Origin of the sequence: Actinomadura sp. J1-007 (assembly GCF_009793335.1) — a bacterium.
Lineage (GTDB): Bacteria > Actinomycetota > Actinomycetes > Streptosporangiales > Streptosporangiaceae > Spirillospora > Spirillospora yumaensis.
The window spans coordinates 934,379-955,013 of the sequence record NZ_WING01000002.1 but is presented as its reverse complement, the minus strand read 5'-3'; the positions used below and the strand labels follow the sequence as shown (position 1 = coordinate 955,013).

The following is a 20,635-nucleotide window of genomic DNA, read 5'->3' as shown; positions in this document are numbered from 1 at the left end:
GGCGTGTCGTGGGCCGTTCCTGGTGTTAGGGGTGGCGGGACGTGGGAACCGAGTCCGCATGGATCACTCCGAAGCCCCCGTGCTGGCCGCGCTCGACGCCTACCATCGGGAGGGGCAGACGCCGTTCACGCCGCCCGGCCACAAGCAGGGCCGCGGCGCCGACCCCCGCGTACGGGACGCGCTGGGCGACGCGGTGTTCCGGTCGGACGTGCTGACGTTCTCCGGGCTGGACGACCGCCGCTCCTCCCACGAGGTGCTGGAACGGGCGCAGGAGCTGATGGCCGACGCCGTCCACGCCGAGAACACGTTCTTCTCGACGTGCGGCAGCTCGCTGTCGGTCAAGAGCGCGATGCTGTCGGTGGCGGGCCCCGACGAGGAGCTGCTGGTAGGACGGGACGCGCACAAGTCGGTCGTGTCGGGCCTCATCCTGTCGGGCGTCCATCCCGTGTGGGTGGAGCCGCAGTTCGACGCCGAGAGGCACCTGGCGCATCCGCCGTCGCCCGAGGCGTACGCGCGGGCGCTGGACAAGCACCCGACCGCGCGCGGGGCCCTCGTGACGAGCCCGACGCCGTACGGGACGTGCGCCGGGCTGTCGGCGATCGCCGAGGCGTGCCACCGGACGGGCCGACCGCTGATCGTGGACGAGGCGTGGGGCGCGCACCTGCCGTTCCACCCCGACCTGCCGTCGTGGGCGATGGACGCGGGCGCCGACGTGTGCGTGACGAGCGTCCACAAGATGGGCGCCGGGCTGGAGCAGGGGTCGGTGTTCCACCAGCAGGGCGGGCTGGTCGAGCCGGCGGTCCTGAAGGCACGCGAGGACCTGCTCGGCACCACGAGCCCGTCCGTGCTGATCTACGCGGGCCTGGACGGGTGGCGGCGGCAGATGGTCGAGCACGGCCGCGAACTGCTCGGCGGCGCCCTGGACATCGCGTACGGGCTCCGCGAGAAGATCGCCGGACTGCCCGGCCTGGCGGTGGAACGGGACGCGTTCCTCGCGCCCGGCATGGCGTACGACCTGGACCCGCTCCAGATCGTCATCGACCTGACCGGGCTCGGCGTGTCCGGGTACCGGGCCGCCGACCGGCTGCGCGAGTCCCACCGGATCAACCTGCACCTCGCCGACCACCGGCGGGTCAGCGCCCAGTTGACGTTCGCCGACACCCAGGAGACCGCCGAACGGCTCCTGGACGCGCTGTCCTCCCTGGTCGAGCAGGCGTCCGAACTGCGCGGCGCCCCGGCGGTGCAGGTGCCCGACCCGCCGGAACTGCGGCTGGAGCAGGCGATCAGCCCCCGCGACGCGTTCTTCGGCCCGGCCGAGCAGATCCCGGCGGACGACGCGGTCGGACGGATCAGCGCCGAGATGCTCACGCCGTACCCGCCGGGGATCCCCGCCGTCGTGCCGGGCGAACGGCTCACCCGGCCCATCCTGGACTACCTGCGCAGCGGCGCCGCCGCCGGAATGGTGATCCCCGACGCGGTCGACTCCACCGCCGACACGATCCGCGTCCGCATCCAACGCTGACCCGCCCCGAACACTGATCCGCCCCGAACGCTCACCGGGCCGGACGCTGACCCGGGCGGCCGCAGACCGGACGCCCACCCGGACCGGACGCCCACCCCGGACCGGGCGCCCACCCCGGACCGGGCGCCCACCCCGGACCGGGCGCGCCAATTCAGATCGGACGCCGACCCGGGCCGCCGCGGACCGGACACCGATCCGGGCCGCGGCGCGGGTGGTCAGCGTTTGCGGCGGGCGAGCGCGCCGGCGGCGGCCGCGGCGCCCACGGCCGCGGTCGCGCCGAGGGCCCGGCGGTGCCGGGACGCCCACATCTCCGGGCTGCGCGAGTGCGCCTCGTCGTCGAACGAGCCGTGGGCGCCGTGGTCGGCGCCCTCGCGGCCGTCCTCGGGATGCCACAGGTTCGCGGGCTGCTCGCCCTTGCGGCGGGGGCCGGTCTGCTGGGACGAGTAGCCCGTTCGGGCGAGGTAGCGGTCGAGGAGCGCGGGCGCGATCCGGTTGCCGAGGATGGTGCCGACCGTGCTGGCCCCGACCCAGTACTCGCGGCGCGGGTGCGCGGCGGCGTGCACGAGGGCGTCCGCGGCGACCTCAGGCTGGTAGATCGGCGGAACGGGCTGCGGGTGCCGCGGGAGCCGCGACAGGACCCAGTCGAACTGCGGGGTGTTCACGGCGGGCAGGTGCACCATCGTCATCCGCACGCCCGTGCCCTGGTGCAGCATCTCGCAGCGCAGCGACTCGTAGAACCCCTGGATGGCGTGCTTGGCTCCGCAGTAGGCGGACTGGAGCGGGATCCCGCGCCGGGCGAGGGCCGAGCCGGTCTGCACGATCACGCCCCGGTCGCGGGGCGTCATCCGGTCGAGGGCGGCCTTGGTGCCGTGCACGAACCCGAGGTAGGTGACCTCGGTCGCGCGGCGGAACTCGTCGGGGTCGATGTCGCGGAACTCGGCGAACACGGCGCTGAACGCCACGTTCACCCACACGTCGATCGGGCCGAGCTCCTCCTCCGCGCGGTCGGCGGCGCGCTCGACCTGGGCGTGGTCGGCGACGTCGGTCGGGATCGCCAGGGCGGTCCCGCCCGCCTCGCCGACGTCGCGGGCGGCGGCGTCCAGGCCCTTGCGGCCGCGCGCGAGCAGGGCCACCTTGGCGCCGCGTTCGGCGAACCGCCGCGCCGCCGCGCGGCCGACGCCGCCCGTGGCGCCGGTCACCACGACGACACGGCCGGTGAAGTCGTCAGTCATGATCTCGCCCTACCCGCGAGAACGCGCCTCTATCCGCCGCGCCGGAACGGGCCGCGACGGGCAGCGCCGGGCAGCGCCGGGCAGCGCCGGAACGGGGAGCGCCGGGACGGGTCAGGCGACCGACGAGTAGGCGACGACGCCGCGGCGCATGGAGTCCATCGCCCGGCGGGCCGTCTTGCGGATGTGGCTGTTCGGCGGGGCGGCGTCGGCGACCTGGCCGAGCAGGTCGAGGAGCTGCTTGACGGCCCGGACGAAGTCGCCGGCGGTGAGGTCGGATTCGAGCAGGACCTCGTCGAGGTCCTCCCCCTTGGCCCACCGGTACGCCGTCCACGCGAACCCGAGGTCGGGCTCGCGGAGGAACGAGACGCGGTTGTCCTTCTCGACGGCGTCGAGGTCGCCCCACAGCCGGACCATCGCGGCCAGGGCGTCCTGCGCGGCGCCGGACGGCGTCCGGGCGGGGCGGCCTCCTCGGGCTGCCGCGACTCGTACACCAGGGCGGACACGCAGGCGGCGAGCTCGGCGTGGTCGAGCCGCTCCCACAGCCCGGCGCGCAGCGACTCGGCGGTGAGCAGGTCCAGCTCGTTGTAGATGCGGCCGAGGCGGCGGCCCTCCTCGGTGACCGCGCCGCCGTCGAGGTAGCCGAGCTGCTCCAGCACGGCGCAGACGCGGTCGAACGTGCGGGCGATCACCTGCGAGCGGCCCTCGACGCGGCGGCGGAGCTGCTCGGTCTCGCGTTCGAGGCGGAAGAAGCGCTCGGCCCAGCGGGCGTGGTCCTCGCGCTGGTCGCAGCCGTGCACCGGGTGGCGGCGGAGCCGGGCGCGCAGCTCGGCGATCTCCGCGTCGTCGACGGCGGGGACGTCGCGGCCCCGGCGGCGTTCGCGGGCGTCGTCGGGGACCTTGTTGCGCAGGGTGGAGGCGAGGTCGCGGCGGTGCTGCGGGTTGCGCGGGCTGAACGACTTCGGGATGCGGATCCGCTCCACGGGCTCCACCGGGCGCGGGAAGTCCTGGATCGACAGCCGCTGCACGGAGCGCGTGACGGTCAGGACGAGCGGCGCGGGCCCGTCGGAGCGGCGGCCGATGCCGGGGTCCAGGACGACGGCGAGGCCGGAACGGCGCCCGGACGGGACGAGGATGACGTCACCGGGCCGCAGGTGCTCCAGGGACCGGGCGGCCTCGGCACGGCGGGCCGAGGACCGCTCGCGGGACAGCTCGGCCTCCCGGTCGGACAGCCGGCGGCGCAGCGCCGCGTACTCCATGAAGTCGCCCAGGTGGCACTCGGCGGCCTTGGCGTAGCCTTCGAGGGCCTCCTCGTTCTTGTGCACCTGCCGGGCCAGGCCGACGACGGCGCGGTCGGCCTGGAACTGCGCGAACGACTCCTCCAGCAGCGTGCGGGCGCGTTCGTTGCCGACCGCCCCGACGAGGTTGACGGCCATGTTGTACGAGGGCCGGAAGCTGGAGTTGAGCGGGTAGGTGCGGGTGCTGGCGAGGCCCGCGACCGAGCCGGGGTCGACGCTCGGGCCCCACACCACGACCGCGTGGCCCTCCACGTCGATGCCGCGGCGGCCGGCGCGGCCGGTGAGCTGGGTGTACTCGCCGGGGGTGAGGTCGACGTGCGCCTCGCCGTTCCACTTGTCGAGCTTCTCGATCACGACGGTGCGGGCGGGCATGTTGATGCCGAGCGCGAGGGTCTCGGTGGCGAACACGGCCTTGGTCAGCCCGCGGGTGAACAGCTCCTCGACGATCTCCTTGAACGTCGGCAGCATCCCGGCGTGGTGGGCGGCGACCCCGCGCTCCAGCCCCGCCACGAAGTCGTCGTAGCCGAGGATCCGCAGGTCCTCGCGGGAGATGTCGGACGTGCGCAGGTCGACGTGCGCGCGGATCTCCTCGGCCTCCTCCTTGGAGGTGAGCCTGATCCCGGCGTGCAGGCACTGGAGCACGGCGGCGTCGCAGCCCGCCCGGGAGAAGACGAACGTGATCGCGGGGAGCAGCCCGGCGCGTTCGAGGCGCTCGATGACGTCGGGGCGGGCGGGCGGCCGGTACCGCTGCGGGCGGGGCGCGCGGCGGCGGCCGGTGCGGCGGCCCTGGTTGACCTTGGCGCGCCTGACCTCCTCGACGGCCATGCGGGTGAGCTGCGGGTTCAGCCGGGCCTGCCGGTCGCCGCCCCTGCCGGTGTCGACGAACAGGTCGTACAGCCGGGTCCCGACGAGCATGTGCTGGAACAGCGGGACGGGCCGGTGCTCGTCCACGATCACCGCGGTGTCGCCGCGGACCTCGTGCAGCCACTCGCCGAACTCCTCGGCGTTGCTGACCGTCGCCGACAGCGCCACGATCCGCACCGAGTCGGGGACGTGGATGATCACCTCTTCCCAGACCGCGCCGCGGAACCGGTCGGCGAGGTAGTGCACCTCGTCCATGACCACGAACGCGAGCCCGCCGAGGGTCTGCGACCCGGCGTACAGCATGTTGCGCAGCACCTCGGTCGTCATGACGACGATCGGGGCCTCGCCGTTGACGCTGTTGTCGCCGGTGAGCAGCCCGACCTTCTCGGGCCCGTACCGGCGGACGAGGTCGGCGTACTTCTGGTTGGACAGCGCCTTGATCGGCGTGGTGTAGAAGCACTTGGCGCCGCCGGTGAGGGCCAGGTGGACGGCGAACTCCCCCACCACGGTCTTGCCGGATCCGGTCGGCGCGGCGACCAGGACGCCGCTGCCGCCCTCCAGCGCCCGGCACGCCTCGATCTGGAACCGGTCCAGGTCGAAGTCGTACAGGGTCTGGAAGTCCAGCAGGGCGGGGCCGTTGCCCTCGGTGCGCTTGCGGTACGCCGCGTAGCGCTGCGCCGGGGTCTGCTCGGCCGACATCGCGTCGGGGGTGGTCATGGAATCGAGCCTACGGTTTCGCCCGGCCCGATTCCCAATTCGGGCCGGGGAACCGTGATCCGTTTTTACCGAACGCTATTCGGAACGGGCCCCGGGCGCGGGGTCGCCCTTCTCCAGCTCGGCGTCGATGCGCTCGAGGTCGAGCGGGGCCGCCTCGTCGTCGGCGAGGTCCGCGTACGGGTCGGGGCGGCGGGCCCGGCGCCGGTCGTTCACCATGGCGATCACCACGGCGGCCTCGAACAGCACGAGCGTCGGCACGGCGAGCGCCAGCATCGTGAACGGGTCGGCGCTCGGGGTGGCGACGGCGGCGAACAGGAAGATCAGGAAGATGCTGATCCGCTGGGTCTTCCTCAGCCGCTCGAACGTCAGCACGCCGGCCAGGTTGAGGATCACCACGAGCAGCGGCAGCTCGAACGCCAGCCCGAACACCAGCAGCATCGCGCTGGCGTAGCCGAGGTAGCTGGTGACGGTGACCAGCGGTACCGCGCCGTCGGGGACGAACCCGAGCAGGATGCTGAGGCCCTTGTCGAGCGTGATGTACGACAGCACCGCGCCGGCGAGGAACAGCGGCACCGCCGCGCCCATGAACGTGTAGGTCCAGCGGCGCTCGCGCCGGTACAGGCCCGGGGCGACGAACGCCCAGATCTGGTACAGCCAGATCGGCGAGGAGACCACCACGCCGATCATGAACGCGATCTTCAGGTGCAGGAAGAAGCCCTCGGTGAGCCCGTTGGTCACCAGGGCGCAGCTCTGCCCGCCGGTGACCCGGTGGGCCTCGGGCAGCTTGCAGTAGGGCTTCTGGAGGAACGTCCAGACCGGATCGAAGACGATGAATCCGACGATCGTCCCGGCGGTGAGCCCGAGGATCGCCTTGATCAGCCGGTTGCGCAGCTCACGGAGGTGGTCCATGAGCGGCATCCGGCCGTCGGGGTCGGCCGCCTGCCGTGTCGTCCGCTTCATCGTGGGCATTCTTCAGATCGGGTTCTCGGGGTGGATGACGCCGGTCCGTTCCGGAAGGGGGCGGTCAGGAGGTGGTCTTGCGGTTCCCGTAGTCGGAGACCGGCACGCCCTGGATCGGCTCGCCGGACGGCAGCGCGCCCCGCTGCCGCTGGGCGTCCTGGGCGGACTGGGCGGCGGCCTCGCGCTCCAGCCGGGCGGCCTCCTCGCGGAGCTGCGCGGCCCGGTCGCGGGTCGCGCTGCCGGAGTCGGCCTGGGGGGCGGCCGCGGGGGCGGCGCCGTTGGCGGCCGCGGGGGCGGCCTTGTCGTCCTCGTCATCGCTGCGCAGGCCCTTGGTCTCGGCCTTCAGGATGCGGGCGGACTTGCCCAGCGACCGTGCGAGCTGGGGCAACTTCGCCGATCCGAAGATCAGCACGACGACCAGCAGCACGATGAGCAGCTCGGGGGTCCCGATGTTCGGCATGAGCGAGTCCTCTTCAGCGGTTGGTACTTACGACGATCGTACGCCGTCATCGGGTTCTTGTGACGCGCGCGTGTCCTGGAGGTACCGGAGTTCATCGTTCAGGGCGGATTGTTTCGGTCCAAGCCGCCGGCGGGCCCGCTCCAGTTCACGCCCGAACCGCCGCACGCCGAGGTAGACCTTGAACGAGCAGAACGCCAGGACGGCCAGGCCGACGAAGCCCAACGCCACCGACACCGGAACCCATGCCACGCCAGCCACCGTAGCCGACCCCGTCACGCCATGCCGTACCGGGCGAGCGCCCGCGCGGCGTCGCCGCGGATCGCGGCGGCGAGCCCGGCGGGCGCGACGACGTGCCCCTCGTCGCCGAGCCGCAGCGCGAGGCCCCGCACCCAGCGGGTGTCGGGGGTGCGCAGCACGATCCGCAGCCGCCCCTCCCCCAGCTCCTCGACGCTCTCGCACGGGTAGTAGTCGGCGACCCACCGTCCGCTCGCGGTCAGGTCGAGGGTGACCCGGACGTCGTCCGGGGACGGCCGGAACAGGCCCGCGTCCACGTCGATCGGCTCGGCGGTGTCGGGCACCTCGGCCGCGACGTCCAGCACCGACAGCTCGCTGATCCGGTCGAGGCGGAACAGCCGGACCGCCTCGGCCCGGCGGCACCAGCCCTCCAGGTAGGTGTTGCCCTCCACCACCAGCAGCCGCATCGGGTCGACGTCGCGCTCGGTGTTCTCGTCGCGGGCCGGCACGTAGTAGGCGATGTGGACGCGGCGGCCCGCGCCGATCGCCTGCCGCAGCCGCCCGAGGGTGTCGCCGCGCACGTCGACCTCGACGGCGACCTGGCTGCTGACCGCGGCGGCGGCGCCCGCGGCGGTCTCCAGCTTGGCGATCACCCGGGACAGCGCGTCGCGGTCCTGGAGATCGGGGATGCCCGCCAGCATCCGCAGCGCGACCAGCAGCGCGCTCGCCTCGTCCACCTTGAGCCGCAGCGGCCGGGCGATCGACTCGGCCTCGGTGACGATGATCTCGCCGCCCTCGTAGGACAGGTCGATCGGGCAGTAGGGGTCGGGCGCCCGCAGCTCCACGCACCACAGCAGGTTGAGGTCGTCGATGAGCTGCTTCTCCGACACCCCGAACGCCGCCGCGGCCTGCCCGAGCTCGACCGAGTCGCGGCTCACCACGTACGGCACGAGCGCGAGGAGCCGGGCGAGCCGGTCGGTCGAGTTGGACGCCGCCGCCTTCGCGGAGGCGGCCTTCCCCGCGGCCCTGCCCTTGGCGCCCGCCGCCGCGGCGGGGGGCGCCGCGGCGGCTCCGGGAGGCGTCTCATCGGTGGTCATGTCCGTCATCGTCCCCTCGCCTCGCCGGTCGCTCCGGCCGCCGCCCCACCGGAGGCCGCCCCGCTGGAGGCCGTGGTGCCGCCGGGGACGTCGCAGCCCGCGAGGACGGCCTTGAGCTGCTGGATCACGGCGTCGCGCAGGTCGGGCGGGTCGAGGACCACCACGTCGTCGGCGAACCGCGCGAGGTAGGGCGCGAACCGGTCGACGTCCTGGAACGTCAGCGTCGCCTCGTCCCAGCCGTCCCACTCCGAGGCGTCCGCCGAGCCGGCGGCGCCCGCGGCCACCGGGCGGAGGTCCTTGGCCCAGCGGCGGGGGCCCTGCGCGGCGCCGGCCCGCAGCCGCACCGTCGCGGGGCGCGGCTCGGTGACCGGGCCGCTCCAGTCGAACGCGATGCGCCGCACGTCCACCCCGTCGGGGACGGTCACCGTGCCGGGCCGCCCGTCCTGGACAACCTCGCCGGTGATGCGGCTGAGCCGGAACACCCGCTCCTCGCCCCGGTCGCGGTCGTGGCCGACCACGTACCAGCGCCCGCGCCGGCTGACCACGCCCCACGGCTCCAGATGGCGGCGCGACACCGACGTGCGGCCGATCGCCTGGTAGTCGAACGCGACGGGCCGCCCGTCGCGGACCGCCTCCCACAGCGCCGGGAACGCCGGGTCGCCGGTGTCGACGCGCGGCTCGATCCCGGCGGGCGTCGCCGCGTCGGTCTCGACCCCGGCGGCGCGCAGCTTCAGCAGCGCCCCGGACGCGGCGTCGGCCATGCTGGCGCGCTGCCACACCCGCGCGGCCAGGCCGAGCACGGCCGCCTCGTCGGGCGTCAGGTGGATGTCGGGCAGCTCGTACGCCTGCGGGGGGATCCGGTAGCCGGTCTCCTCTCCCCCGCCGCCCTGCTGGTCGCTGCCGACCTCCAGCGGAACGCCCAGCTCCCGCAGCTCCTCCTTGTCGCGTTCGAACATGCGTTTGAACGCCTCGTCGGAGTCGGGATAGCCGGGCACGGCCCGCCGGATCTGCTCGGCGGTCAGATAGCGCCTGGTGGCGAGCAGGCAGACCACCAGATTGAGCAGGCGCTCGGTCTTGCGCCGCGACACTTCGCCACCACCTCTTTGCTCGGTGAACCTGATCGTCCCCGCACACTGTCGTGGAGGACGCTACCGTTCCGGTGTGATCCGATGGCGCAAAGGCACGGTAGAAAACGTCCGCCGGGAGTGGCCGGGGGCGGTCGAGCTCGACGTCACGATCGGGGGCGACGGCCCGCACCGGGCCCTCGCCTACCCCGCCCTGGTGGGGCGGCCCGAGCCGGGCGACACCGTCCTGCTCAACACTACGGCCTTGGCGATGGGCCTCGGGACGGGCGGCTACGCGATGGTCGTCGCCGTTCCCGACCGGCTGCCGCCCGACCCGTCCGGACCCGGCCATCTGGTCAAGGCCCGCTACACCCCGCTCCAGGCCACCGTCCTCGGCGCCGACGAGCAGGACTCCCCGCACCACGAGCTGCTGCGCGACGCCGACTCGCTCGGCGGCGTCCCCGTGGTCGTCGCCGACCTGCACTCGGCGCTGCCGCCGATCCTGGCGGGCCTGCTCGCCGCCCGGCCCGGCGCCCGCGCGGTCTATGTCATGCCGGACGGCGGCGCGCTGCCCGCCTGGTTCTCGATGTCGATCGCGCACCTCAAGGAGGCGGGGGCGCTCGCCGCGTCCGTGACGGTCGGGCAGGCGTTCGGCGGCGACCTGGAGGCCGTCACGGTCCACACCGGGCTGCTCGCGGCGCGGCTCGTCCTCGGCGCGGACGTCATCGTCCTCGCCCAGGGCCCCGGGAACCTCGGCACCGGCACCAAGTGGGGCTTCTCCGGCGTCTCGGCCGGCGAGGCGATCAACGCCGCGGCCGTGCTGGACGGCCGGCCCGTCGGCTCCCTGCGGGTGAGCGAGGGCGACCTGCGCGAACGGCACCTCGGCGTCTCCCACCACAGCCTCACCGCGTACGGCCGGGTCGCGCTCGCCCGCGCCGAGATCGTGGTGCCCGAGCTGGGCGGGGAGTTCGGCGCCCGCGTCGCGGCCGCCGCCGCGCCGCTCGGCGACCGCCACACCCTGGTCCCCGTCGGCGTCGAGGGCCTGCACGAGGCGCTGCGCGACGCCGAGAAGGAGTGGGGCGTCCGCCTGTCCACCATGGGCCGCCGCCTGGACGCCGACCTCGCCTACTTCCTCGCCGCCGCGGCGGCGGGCCGCCACGCCGCCGCCCTCATCCCCTGACCGGCGAACGCCCCGTCCGGGCAGCCCGCCGCCCCTCCGGGCCGTCCGGGCTATCCGGGCTGAGCGATCTTCTCTGGCTCGCCGGCGGCCCCGGCCCCGGGCTCGCGTGAACGTTCCGCCTCGGCGGCCTCTTCGGCGGTGTAGGCGGAGTTGAAGGTGAACGCCCGGGGCGAGGGGCCCTCGGCCCGCAGGAGCGCGAGCCGTTCGGCGGCCTCCTCGACGGTCGGGACGTGCCCCGCCGGGATCCACCACAGCACGCTGTGCGCCTCGGCGTGCCGCTGGAACCACTCGCGGCGGCGCCGCAGCAGCTCCAGGTGGCCGCTGCGGTAGGCGAAGTCCCACAGCGCCTCGCGGTCCTCCCAGACCGAGAAGTTGATGATCACGTCGTCGCCGAGGGGCCGCAGGCCGGTCGCGTCCGGCCGCCCCTCCTCGGTCAGCCGCCAGACGAAGCCCGGCGCGCCGTCCGCCGCGGCGTTGACCGGGTCGAGCCGCGCCACGAACTCGGCCAGCCGAGGATCGTCCAGGGGGAACCGGAGGGTGGCGACGTTGAACTGCGCGAGATGGGAACCGCTCATGGGCCCCACCCCACCACGGCCCCGACTTCTATGTCAATCCTGATTGTTTTTAGAAGGCACGGCCACGGTGCAGCAGTGCCCCGGCCTCGGATCCATGCGGACGCCGACGTCCGGAACGTCCTCCAGCAGCCCTTCGAGCAGCGCGAGGTTCATTCCGCACACCAGGGGCGGGAACCGTTCGGACAGCGCGTGGAAGGGGCAGTTGCGCATCCGCAGCGTCCCGTCCTCGTCCGGGCGGGGCTCGTAGCCGCGCTCGGCCAGCAGCGCCGCGACCTCCTCCATGCCCGCGGGGGGCGGCTCGGCGCGGAGCGCGCGGCCGCGGCGGCGGGCGGCGGCGCGCAGCTCGTCGTCCAGGCCCGCGGTCTCGGCGGCCTCCGCGAGCAGCCCGGCGGCCGTCCGGTAGTCGCGGGCAGGCAGCGACACGCCCCGTTCGGCGCCGGACCGCCGGTACAGCTTCGCGGGACGGCCCGCGCCCGGCCCCGACCGGCCCGTCAGGCGGCGGCTCGCCGTCTCCAGCAGCCCCGCCGCCACCAGCTTGTCGAGATGGAACGCGGCGAGCGTCCGGCCCACCCCGGCGGCCTCCGCCGCCTCGTTCCGGCCGATCTCGTGGTCGCGCGCCGCCACGTACTCGTACAGCCGCCGCCGCACCGGGTCCTGGAGCAGCGCGATCGCCTCGATGTCCTCCACCCGGACAGTCTAAGAACAACCGCGACCGCTTTTAGAAACCCGCCGACCGGGACGCGGAACGGTGACCCGGCCTGGTGACGCGGTCTGGCGACGCGGTCTGGCGACGCGGTCTGGCGACGCGGGTCAGTGGGCGCCGAGGAGGTCGATGACGAAGACCAGGGTGTCGTCGGCCTTGATGCCCGCTTGGGCGAGGCCCTTGGAGCCGTACCCGAGCGCCGGCGGGACGACCACGAGCATCCGGCTCCCGACGGTCTGGCCGACGAGCGCCTGGTCCCAGCCCTTCATCACCTGTCCGGTGCCGATCTGCGCCGCGTAGGGGCCGCCCGCCGCCCACGAGGAGTTGAACACCTGGCCGTTCCGCCAGAACACGCCCTCGTAGTGCATCGCCAGCAGTTGCCCCTTGCGGACGGCCGGGCCCTTGCCCTTCACGAGCGTCCGCACCTGGAGCGTCTTCGGCGGCTTCGCGCGCGGAACCGTGACGGGCGGCGCCTGCGCGCCCGACCGCGGCCCGACCTTCGGCAGCTTCGGGTCGTTCAGCGGACGGTTCGCGCCCTGCGCGGTCGCGTCGCTCGGATAGACGGTGCGGACGTCGAGGACGTACACCAGGGTGTCGTCGCCGCCGACCTGACGCCCCGAGTCGCCGCTCGCGCCGTACCCGTCCTTCGGGGGATCTTCGCGACGACGCGCGCGCCCGGCCGCGCGCCCTCCAGGGCCTTCTCCAACCCCGGGACGAGCGAGCCCATCGGGAACGCGCCCGGCTGCCCCGACGAGAAGCTGCTGGCCAGCAGCTTCTTGCCGTCCTTGTTCCACCGGTACCCGACGTAGTCGGCGATCACCAGGTCCTTCTTGCGCGCCCGCGGGCCCTTGCCGCCCGTCAGCGTCTTGACCGCCAGCCCGTCCTCGGGCTTGCCCTTCGGGAACGACACCTCGGGCCGGCTGCCGTACGCGCCCTTCACCTTGACCTTCACGTCCTCGCCGCTCGAACACGCGGCCAGCATGAGCGGCGCGGCCAGCACGGCGGCCGCGGGCAGGGCGATGAGACGACGACGGCGCATGCGGATCCTTCGAGGCGGTGAGCGCTACTGGGCGCTCACCCTACCGTTCCGGTGACCCGCCGGTAGCCCCCTGTGCCCGGCGCGTCCGGGCGCCTTTGCGAGAGCTTTCCCATGCCGTCCCACCTGGGATCACAACATCGCGGACGTTCCTGACGGCACCCGGGCGGAGCGGACGGGACCGCCCGTCACATCCCCGCGATGAGCTTGTCGACGCGTTCGTCGACGGAGCGGAACGGGTCTTTGCACAGCACGGTGCGCTGGGCCTGGTCGTTGAGCTTGAGATGGACCCAGTCGACGGTGAAGTCGCGGCGCTTCTCCTGGGCCTTGCGGATGAACTCCCCGCGCAGCCGCGCCCGCGTGGTCTGCGGCGGCACCGACTTGGCCTCGAAGATCGCCAGATCACGGGTCACCCGCTCCACCGACCCCCGCTTCTCCAACAGGTAGTACAACCCCGATCACGATGCACATCGTGATAGGCCAGATCCAGCTGCGCCACCCGCGGCGAGGACAGCGGCAGGTCGTACTTGCGGCGGTACCGCTCGATCAACTTGTACTTGGTCACCCAGTCGATCTCCCGCGACACCATGTCCAGATCCCCGGTCTCCACCGCCCGCAACGTCCGCTCCCACAGATCCAGCACCCGCTTGGACGTCGCATCACCACCCCGCGCGTCCACGAAATCCTTGGCCTTGCCGAAGTACTCCTTCTGAATCTCCAACGACGACGCCTCACGCCCGTTGGCCAACCGCACCTTGCGCCGCCCGGTCATGTCATGACTGACCTCACGGATCGCCCGGATCGGATTCTCCAACGTCAGATCACGCATCACCACCCCGGCCTCGATCATCCGCAACACCAGATCCGTCGCCCCCACCTTCAACAACATCGTGGTCTCACTCATATTCGAGTCACCCACGATCACATGCAGCCGCCGAAACCGCTCGGCGTCGGCGTGCGGCTCGTCCCGCGTGTTGATGATCGGTCGGGAACGCGTCGTCGCGGAGGACACGCCTTCCCAGATGTGCTCGGCCCGCTGCGACACGCAATAGACCGCGCCACGCGGCGTCTGGAGCACCTTCCCGGCACCGCAGATGATCTGCCTGGTCACCAGGTAGGGAATCAGGACGTCGGCCAGCCGCCCGAACTCGCCGTGTCGGCCGACCAGATAGTTCTCGTGGCAGCCGTAGGAGTTGCCGGCCGAGTCGGTGTTGTTCTTGAACAGGTAGATGTCACCGGCGATGCCCTCCTCGCGCAACCGCCGCTCGGCGTCGACCAGCAGCCCCTCCAAGATCCGCTCGCCCGCCTTGTCATGCGTCACCAGATCGACGACGCTGTCGCACTCCGGCGTGGCGTACTCGGGGTGGCTACCCACATCGAGGTAGAGCCGCGCACCGTTGCGCAGGAACACATTGCTGCTACGACCCACGACACCACCCGCCGGAACAGATACCGCGCCACCTCATCAGGCGACAACCGCCGCTGCCCACGGAAGGTACACGTGACCCCGTACTCGTTCTCAAGCCCGAAAATGCGCCTGTCCACACCATGACCCTATGCGGCCGGGCCCCGTCTTGGCAGTCTCTGATGCCCCTGGTTTCAGCGGGACCCATGAGCCTGGCCGTACGGGCATACAGGGCTGACCGGCCGCCCGCCTTTACGTTGTAGATCATTTGGCGGGCCGAGCAAAGGCCCGCCGCGGTCCGCGACCGCGACGGGCCCGCCGGTCAGCTCCCGGACGGCTCCGATCAGCTCCCGGACGGCTTGGACGGCCCCGACGGCTCGGCCGGCTCCGAGGAGTCCTCGCTGGACGGCTCGCCCAGCAGCTCCTCCACCCGCCGCTTCGCCAGCGCCTTGAACAGGCGGTGCTCCCGGTTGCGGTCGAGCACCGCCACCTCCAGCGACTTGGCCTCCAGGCGCCGGTCCGAGTCCTGCGCCTCCAGCGACGCCACCGCGGCGCGCAGCGCCTCCGTCAGCGTCATGCCCTCGCGGTAGCGGTCCTTCAGCGCCTGCGCGACCGCCTCGGCCTGGCCGCCCATCGCCACGTAGCCGTGCTCGTCCGCCACCGACCCGTCGAACGTCAGCCGGTAGATCTGGTCGGTCTCGGCGCTCTCCCCGACCTCGGCGACGACCAGCTCCACCTCGTACGGCTTGTTGGTCTCGGTGAAGATCGTGCCGAGCGACTGCGCGTACACGTTCGCCAGGCCCCGCGCCGTCACGTCGCGGCGGTCGTACTGGTAGCCGTTGATGTCGGCGTAGCGGACGCCGCCGAGCCGCAGATTCTCGAACTCGTTGTACTTGCCCACCGCGGCGAACGCGATCCGGTCGTAGATCTCACTGATCTTGTGCAGGGCGCGCGACGGGTTGTCGGCGACGAACAGGATCCCGTCGTCGTACTGGAGCACGACCACGCTGCGGCCGCGCGCGATCCCCTTGCGCGCGTAGTCGGCCTTGTCCTTCATCTGCTGTTCGGGCGACACATAGAACGGCATGGACACCGGTCAGGATCCCTTCTATCGCAGCGGGGCGGTCGGCCCGCCCGGCGAGTCGTAACGTGCGTCCACCACGGCCCGCGCGATCGCGCCGACCTCGTCCTCGCCAAGGCGGCGGTAGCCGTCCGACGTCACCGACGCCACCACCGGGAAGATCCGCCGGGTCAGGTCGGGGCCGCCCGTCGCCGAGTCGTCGTCGGCCGCGTCGTACAGCGCCTGCACGCACATCACCGCCGCGTCCTCCGCCGAAGCGTCCGCGCGGAACAGCTTCTTCAGGGCGCCGCGCGCGAAGACCGACCCCGATCCGATCGAGTGGAAGTCGCGCTCCTCGTAGCGTCCTCCCGCCGGATCGTAGGAGAAGATCCGGCCCCCGTCGCGTTCCTCGTCGTAGCCCGCGAACAGCGGCACGACCGCGAGGCCCTGCATCGCCATCGGCAGGTTCTGCCGGACCATCGTCGCCAGCCGGTTGGCCTTGCCCTCCACCGACAGCGTGCGGCCCTCGCGCTTCTCGTAGTGCTCGAGCTCCACCTGGAACAGCCGCACCATCTCGACGCCGAGCCCCGCCGTGCCCGCCACGGCGACCGCCGAGAACTCGTCGGCGCGGAACACCTTCTCGATGTCGCGCTGGGCGATCACGTTGCCCGCGGTCGCCCGCCGGTCGCCCGCCATCACCACGCCGCCGGAGAACGTCACCGCGACGATCGTCGTGCCGTGCGGGATCTCGTCCCCCACCGGGGCCGCCGGCGGGGTCCGCCGGCCGGGCAGCAGCTCCGGGGAGTACGCCCCCAGGAACTCCGTGAACGAGGACGTGTCCGGGCTGCCGAACAACCCCGGCAGACGTCCGGTGTGCGAATCGTGGGACGCCACGCGACTCCTTCCCTCCACCATGTCGCCGGCCGACCGCACCGGCGCGGAACCACTAGAACCCTACTGTTCGAGCGCTGTCCGCCGCATGCCGCGGGTACCCGTCCCGATCAGCCCGTGGCGAACCCCGCCCGGACGGCCGACGGCCGCGCTCCGTGGAGCGCGGCCGTCGGCGACTGCTGCGTGCGTATGGCTTGTGGGGGCTCGGCTCGATCGTCACGTTCGCGGTGCCGGGCACGGGCGTCCCCCGCTCGTCCGCCCGGGAGCCCGGCCGGGGAGGGCTACTCTCCGCCCTTCTGGACGTAGCTCCTGACGAACTCCTCGGCGTTCTCCTCCAGCACCTCGTCGATCTCGTCCAGGATCGCGTCGACGTCGTCGGTGAGCTTCTCCTGGCGCTCCTGGACGTCGTCGGTGGTCGCGGCCTCGGTCTCCTCGACCTCTTCGGTGCGACGCGGAGACTGCTTCTGACCGCCGGTGTCCTTCGTGGCCATCCCGTACCTCCACTCTGCCGGTACCCCCAACCCTATCCCCGATCACCGACGGCGAGCGGGTTTCGTCACCCGTTTCACCTGGGCGGGCGCGGGGGCCTGGTGGGGTTATCGCCCGTCCGCGAATCCTCGAAACGGGCGAACCGGTCACAAAGAGCACGGGCCGCAGGGGCGGCGCGGGGCGTCCGCACCGCCCCGCGCCCCTCAGATCAACTGTGGCCGGTGAGGGTGGCGACGAGGTCGGCCGCGGTGCGGCAGCGGTCCAGCAGAGCGCCCACGTGCTGCCTGGTGCCGCGCAGGGGCTCCAGCGTCGGGACGCGCTGGAGGGACTCGCGGCCCGGGACGTCGAAGATGACCGAGTCCCACGACGCGGCGGCGACGGACTCGGCGTACTGGCGCAGGCAGCGGCCCCGGAAGTAGGCGCGGGTGTCCTCGGGCGGGTCCTCGACGGCGGCGTCGACCTCCGCCTCGGTGGCGACGCGGTCGATCCGGTCGCGGTGCACCAGGCGGTTGTAGAGGCCCTTGTCGGGGCGGATGTCGGTGTACTGGAGGTCGACGAGCTGGAGGCGCGGGTGCGACCAGTCGAGGCCGTCGCGCTCGCGGTAGCCCTCCAGCAGGGCGAGCTTGGCGACCCAGTCGAGCTCGCGGCTCAGCTGCATGGGGTCCTCGCCGAGGCGGTGCAGCACCGACTCCCAGCGGTCGAGCACGTCCTTGGTCATCTCGTCGACGTCGGCGCCGAAGCGGTCCTCGACGTACTTGCGGGACTGCTCCAGGTACTCCATCTGGAGCTGGACGGCGGTCATCTTGCGGCCGTCGCGCAGGGTGAGCAGGTGCTTGCAGGACGGGTCGTGGGAGACGGCGCGCAGCGCGGCGACGGGCATGTCGACCGACAGGTCGGCGGTGAGGAACCCGTCCTCGATCATCGCGAGGACCAGCGAGGTCGTGCCGAGCTTGAGGTAGGTCGACACCTCGCTCATGTTGGCGTCGCCGATGATGACGTGCAGGCGCCGGTACTTCTCCGGGTCGGCGTGCGGCTCGTCGCGGGTGTTGATGATGGGCCGCTTGAGGGTGGTCTCCAGCCCGACCTCGACCTCGAAGAAGTCGGCGCGCTGGCTGACCTGGAAGCCGTCGCCGCGCCCGTCGACGCCGATGCCGACGCGGCCGGCGCCGCAGACGACCTGCCGGGAGACGAAGAACGGGGTGAGGTGCCGGACGATGTCGGCGAAGGGCGTCTCGCGCTTCATGAGGTAGTTCTCATGGCAGCCGTACGAGGCGCCCTTGTTGTCGGTGTTGTTCTTGTAGAGCTGGATCGGGTGCGTGCCGGGGACCATGGCGGCCCGGCGCGCGGCGTCGGCCATGACGCGCTCGCCGGCCTTGTCCCAGATGACCGCGTCGCGGGGGTTGGTGGTCTCGGGCGCGGAGTACTCGGGGTGGGCGTGGTCGACGTAGAGCCGGGCGCCGTTGGTGAGGATGACGTTGGCGAGGCCGAGGTCCTCGTCGGTGAGCTGGGTCGGGTCGGCGACCTCGCGGGCGAGGTCGAACCCCCTGGCGTCGCGGAGCGGGTTCTCCTCCTCGAAGTCCCACCGGGCTCTCCGGGCCCGTGCCGCCGATGCCGCGAGGTAGGCGTTGACGACCTGCGAGGAGGTCACCATCGCGTTGGCCCCTGGCTGTCCGGGTACGGAGATGCCGTACTCGGTCTCGATGCCCATCACCCGCCGAACGCTCATATGGTCGAGCCTATCGGGGCCGGGAGGGTGGAGCCATGGGGCTCCTCTCCGTGATGGCGGGGTGTCGGCCCGGGCGGGGCCCTCGCGCGCGTGTCGTTCGCGTGCGGGCCGGGAGCCTGCGGTTCCGCTGCGGCGGGGCGCGCGAGCGGGCGCCGGGGCGTGTCGGGCGGCCGGGTCCGGCCGCGGGGCGCCGCGGAACGCCTGGGGACGCCTCGGAACGCCGCGCGACGTCATGAAACGCCGCGCGGCGGCCACCCGCTCGGGATGGCCGCCGCGTGCCGTCGGCGCGTCGCGCGCTACAGGTACTGGCCCGTGTTGGCGACGGTGTCGATGGAGCGTCCGGCTTCGGCGCCCTGCTTGCCGGAGACGAGCGTGCGGATGTAGACGATCCGCTCGCCCTTCTTGCCGGAGATGCGGGCCCAGTCGTCGGGGTTGGTGGTGTTGGGCAGGTCTTCGTTCTCGCTGAACTCGTCGACGCAGGCGGCGAGCAGGTGGTTGACCCGCAGGCCCTTCTGGCCGGTGTCGAGGAACTGCTTGATGGCCATCTTCTTGGCCCGGTCGACGATGTTCTGGATCATGGCCCCGGAGTTGAAGTCCTTGAAGTACAGGACCTCCTTGTCACCGTTGGCGTAGGTGACCTCCAGGAAGCGGTTCTCCTCGGTCTCGGAGTACATCCGCTCGACGACGCGCTGGATCATCGCGTCGACGGTGGCCGCGTCGGAGCCGTCGTGCTCCTTGACGTCGTCGGGGTGGAGCGGGAGGCCGCTCAGGATGTACTTCGAGAAGATGTCCTTGGCCGCCTCGGCGTCCGGACGCTCGATCTTGATCTTGACGTCCAGCCGGCCCGGCCGCAGGATCGCGGGGTCGATCATGTCCTCGCGGTTGGAGGCGCCGATGACGATGACGTTCTCCAGGCCCTCGACGCCGTCGATCTCGCTGAGCAGCTGCGGGACGATGGTGTTCTCGACGTCGGAGGACACGCCGGAGCCGCGGGTGCGGAAGATGGAGTCCATCTCGTCGAAGAAGACGATCACCGGGGTGCCGGCGGACGCCTTCTCCCTCGCCCGCTGGAAGACCAGGCGGATGTGCCGCTCGGTCTCGCCGACGTACTTGTTGAGGAGCTCGGGGCCCTTGATGTTGAGGAAGAAGCTCTTGCCCTCGGCGCCGGTCTGCTCCGCGACCTTCTTGGCCAGGGAGTTGGCGACGGCCTTGGCGATGAGCGTCTTGCCGCACCCGGGGGCCCGTACAGCAGCACGCCCTTCGGGGGGCGGAGCTGGTGCTCGCGGAACAGGTCCGCGTGCAGGTACGGCAGCTCCACGGCGTCGCGGATCATCTCGATCTGCGATCCGAGGCCGCCGATCTCGTCGTAGGAGATGTCGGGGACCTCTTCGAGGACGAGCTCCTCGACCTCCGCCTTGTGGATCTTCTCGTACGCGTATCCGGACCGCGGTTCGAGCATCAGCGAGTCGCCCGCCCGGAGGGGGACGCCGCGCAGCGGCTCGGCCAGCTTGATCACGCGCTCCTCGTCGGCGTGCGCGATCACCAGGGCCCGTTCACCGTCGTCGAAGAGCTCCTTGAGCATGACGACCTCGCCCTGCTCCTCGAACTCCAGGGCTTCGACGACGTTCAGTGCCTCGTTGAGCATGACCTCTTGGCCACGCTGAAGTTCGTCCACGTCGACGGCCGGGCTGACGTTCACGCGGAGCTTGCGCCCGCCGGTGAAGATGTCGACCGTTCCATCGTCGCGGGTCTCCAGGAAGACCCCGAATCCGGAAGGGGGTTGCGCCAGCCTGTCGACCTCCTCCTTGAGCGCCACGATCTGTTCGCGAGCCTCTTTGAGGGTCGCTACGAGACGCTCGTTCTGACCCGTCACTGCGGCCAGGTTGGCCTGTGCCTCATGGAGGCGTTCTTCAAGAACCCTTACTTGGCGCGGGGATTCCGCGAGCTTCCGGCGCAGCACGGAGATCTCCTCCTCCAAGAAGGACATCTGCGTCTGAAGGTCCTTGACCTCCTTGTCGTGCTGCGCCCTGCGCGCCCCAGCATCGTCACGAGCGGCCACGCCCCGTCACCTCCTCACGAAGAGAGCCGACGACCTACTGAGACCCTACCTATCTGGAGGGCTTCC

General features: G+C 72.2%; 16 protein-coding genes and 3 pseudogenes. 2 read left to right on the top strand and 17 right to left on the bottom strand.

Annotation, left to right across the window (positions count from 1 at the left end; translation table 11 throughout):
- Positions 1–58 precede the first annotated feature (58 nt).
- Positions 59–1,522 carry an aminotransferase class I/II-fold pyridoxal phosphate-dependent enzyme gene (locus GEV43_RS54260; RefSeq protein ID WP_160825567.1) on the top strand — a complete coding sequence of 488 codons (1,464 nt, stop codon included), beginning with the start codon at positions 59–61 and terminating at the stop codon, positions 1,520–1,522.
- A 215-nt stretch (positions 1,523–1,737) separates the two neighbouring features.
- On the opposite strand, the gene GEV43_RS38320 is transcribed toward GEV43_RS54260, so the two are convergent.
- The 7 genes and pseudogenes from GEV43_RS38320 to GEV43_RS38290 form a co-directional block, all read right to left on the bottom strand.
- A complete protein-coding gene (locus GEV43_RS38320) occupies positions 1,738–2,754 on the bottom strand; it encodes an SDR family oxidoreductase (protein ID WP_160825566.1) in 1,017 nt (338 codons plus the stop codon).
- A 111-nt stretch (positions 2,755–2,865) separates the two neighbouring features.
- A pseudogene (locus GEV43_RS38315) lies at positions 2,866–5,630 on the bottom strand (DEAD/DEAH box helicase).
- A gap of 75 nt (positions 5,631–5,705) precedes the next feature.
- A complete protein-coding gene (gene tatC, locus GEV43_RS38310; RefSeq protein ID WP_160825565.1) occupies positions 5,706–6,590 on the bottom strand; it encodes a twin-arginine translocase subunit TatC in 885 nt (294 codons plus the stop codon).
- Positions 6,591–6,654: 64 nt separating this feature from the next.
- Positions 6,655–7,050: a Sec-independent protein translocase subunit TatA gene (tatA, locus tag GEV43_RS38305; RefSeq protein WP_160825564.1), complete on the bottom strand. Its 396-nt coding sequence runs from the start codon at positions 7,048–7,050 to the stop codon at positions 6,655–6,657.
- Positions 7,051–7,077: 27 nt separating this feature from the next.
- Entirely contained in the window at positions 7,078–7,299 is a 222-nt protein-coding gene (locus GEV43_RS38300) for a hypothetical protein (RefSeq protein ID WP_309240154.1), read from the bottom strand.
- A 23-nt stretch (positions 7,300–7,322) separates the two neighbouring features.
- A complete protein-coding gene (locus GEV43_RS38295) occupies positions 7,323–8,381 on the bottom strand; it encodes a YafY family protein (RefSeq protein ID WP_160825562.1) in 1,059 nt (352 codons plus the stop codon).
- 5 nt (positions 8,382–8,386) lie between these two features.
- Entirely contained in the window at positions 8,387–9,469 is a 1,083-nt protein-coding gene (locus GEV43_RS38290; RefSeq protein WP_160825561.1) for a YafY family protein, read from the bottom strand.
- A 73-nt stretch (positions 9,470–9,542) separates the two neighbouring features.
- Between GEV43_RS38290 and GEV43_RS38285 the strand changes: the two genes are divergently transcribed.
- A complete protein-coding gene (locus GEV43_RS38285) occupies positions 9,543–10,625 on the top strand; it encodes a DUF3866 family protein (RefSeq protein ID WP_160825560.1) in 1,083 nt (360 codons plus the stop codon).
- Positions 10,626–10,675: 50 nt separating this feature from the next.
- On the opposite strand, the gene GEV43_RS38280 is transcribed toward GEV43_RS38285, so the two are convergent.
- The 10 genes and pseudogenes from GEV43_RS38280 to arc form a co-directional block, all read right to left on the bottom strand.
- Positions 10,676–11,200: a DUF3291 domain-containing protein gene (locus GEV43_RS38280; protein ID WP_160825559.1), complete on the bottom strand. Its 525-nt coding sequence runs from the start codon at positions 11,198–11,200 to the stop codon at positions 10,676–10,678.
- Between the two features lie 33 nt (positions 11,201–11,233).
- Complete coding sequence (locus GEV43_RS38275; protein ID WP_160825558.1) at positions 11,234–11,887, bottom strand: metalloregulator ArsR/SmtB family transcription factor; 654 nt, start codon at positions 11,885–11,887, stop codon at positions 11,234–11,236.
- 123 nt (positions 11,888–12,010) lie between these two features.
- Complete coding sequence (locus GEV43_RS55495; RefSeq protein ID WP_160825557.1) at positions 12,011–12,490, bottom strand: FKBP-type peptidyl-prolyl cis-trans isomerase; 480 nt, start codon at positions 12,488–12,490, stop codon at positions 12,011–12,013.
- Positions 12,421–12,942 (bottom strand): FKBP-type peptidyl-prolyl cis-trans isomerase, encoded by a 522-nt coding sequence (locus GEV43_RS38265; RefSeq protein WP_160825556.1) that lies wholly within the window; start codon positions 12,940–12,942, stop codon positions 12,421–12,423. The genes GEV43_RS55495 and GEV43_RS38265 overlap by 70 nt, the downstream gene beginning before the upstream one ends.
- Before the next feature lie 185 nt (positions 12,943–13,127).
- Positions 13,128–14,484: pseudogene (pafA, locus tag GEV43_RS38260) on the bottom strand (Pup--protein ligase).
- Positions 14,485–14,687: 203 nt separating this feature from the next.
- The gene (gene prcA / locus GEV43_RS38255; protein WP_160826087.1) at positions 14,688–15,431 is read right to left on the bottom strand and encodes a proteasome subunit alpha; all 744 of its coding nucleotides are present in this window, start codon (positions 15,429–15,431) and stop codon (positions 14,688–14,690) included.
- A gap of 21 nt (positions 15,432–15,452) precedes the next feature.
- Positions 15,453–16,319, bottom strand: a complete 867-nt coding sequence (prcB, locus tag GEV43_RS38250) for a proteasome subunit beta (protein ID WP_175251116.1) — start codon at positions 16,317–16,319, stop codon at positions 15,453–15,455.
- A gap of 257 nt (positions 16,320–16,576) precedes the next feature.
- The gene (locus tag GEV43_RS38245; protein WP_160825554.1) at positions 16,577–16,786 is read right to left on the bottom strand and encodes a ubiquitin-like protein Pup; all 210 of its coding nucleotides are present in this window, start codon (positions 16,784–16,786) and stop codon (positions 16,577–16,579) included.
- A 206-nt stretch (positions 16,787–16,992) separates the two neighbouring features.
- On the bottom strand, positions 16,993–18,510 hold the full coding sequence (gene dop / locus GEV43_RS38240) for a depupylase/deamidase Dop (RefSeq protein ID WP_160825553.1): 1,518 nt from the start codon (positions 18,508–18,510) through the stop codon (positions 16,993–16,995).
- A 296-nt stretch (positions 18,511–18,806) separates the two neighbouring features.
- Positions 18,807–20,569: pseudogene (gene arc / locus GEV43_RS38235) on the bottom strand (proteasome ATPase).
- Positions 20,570–20,635: the final 66 nt, after the last annotated feature.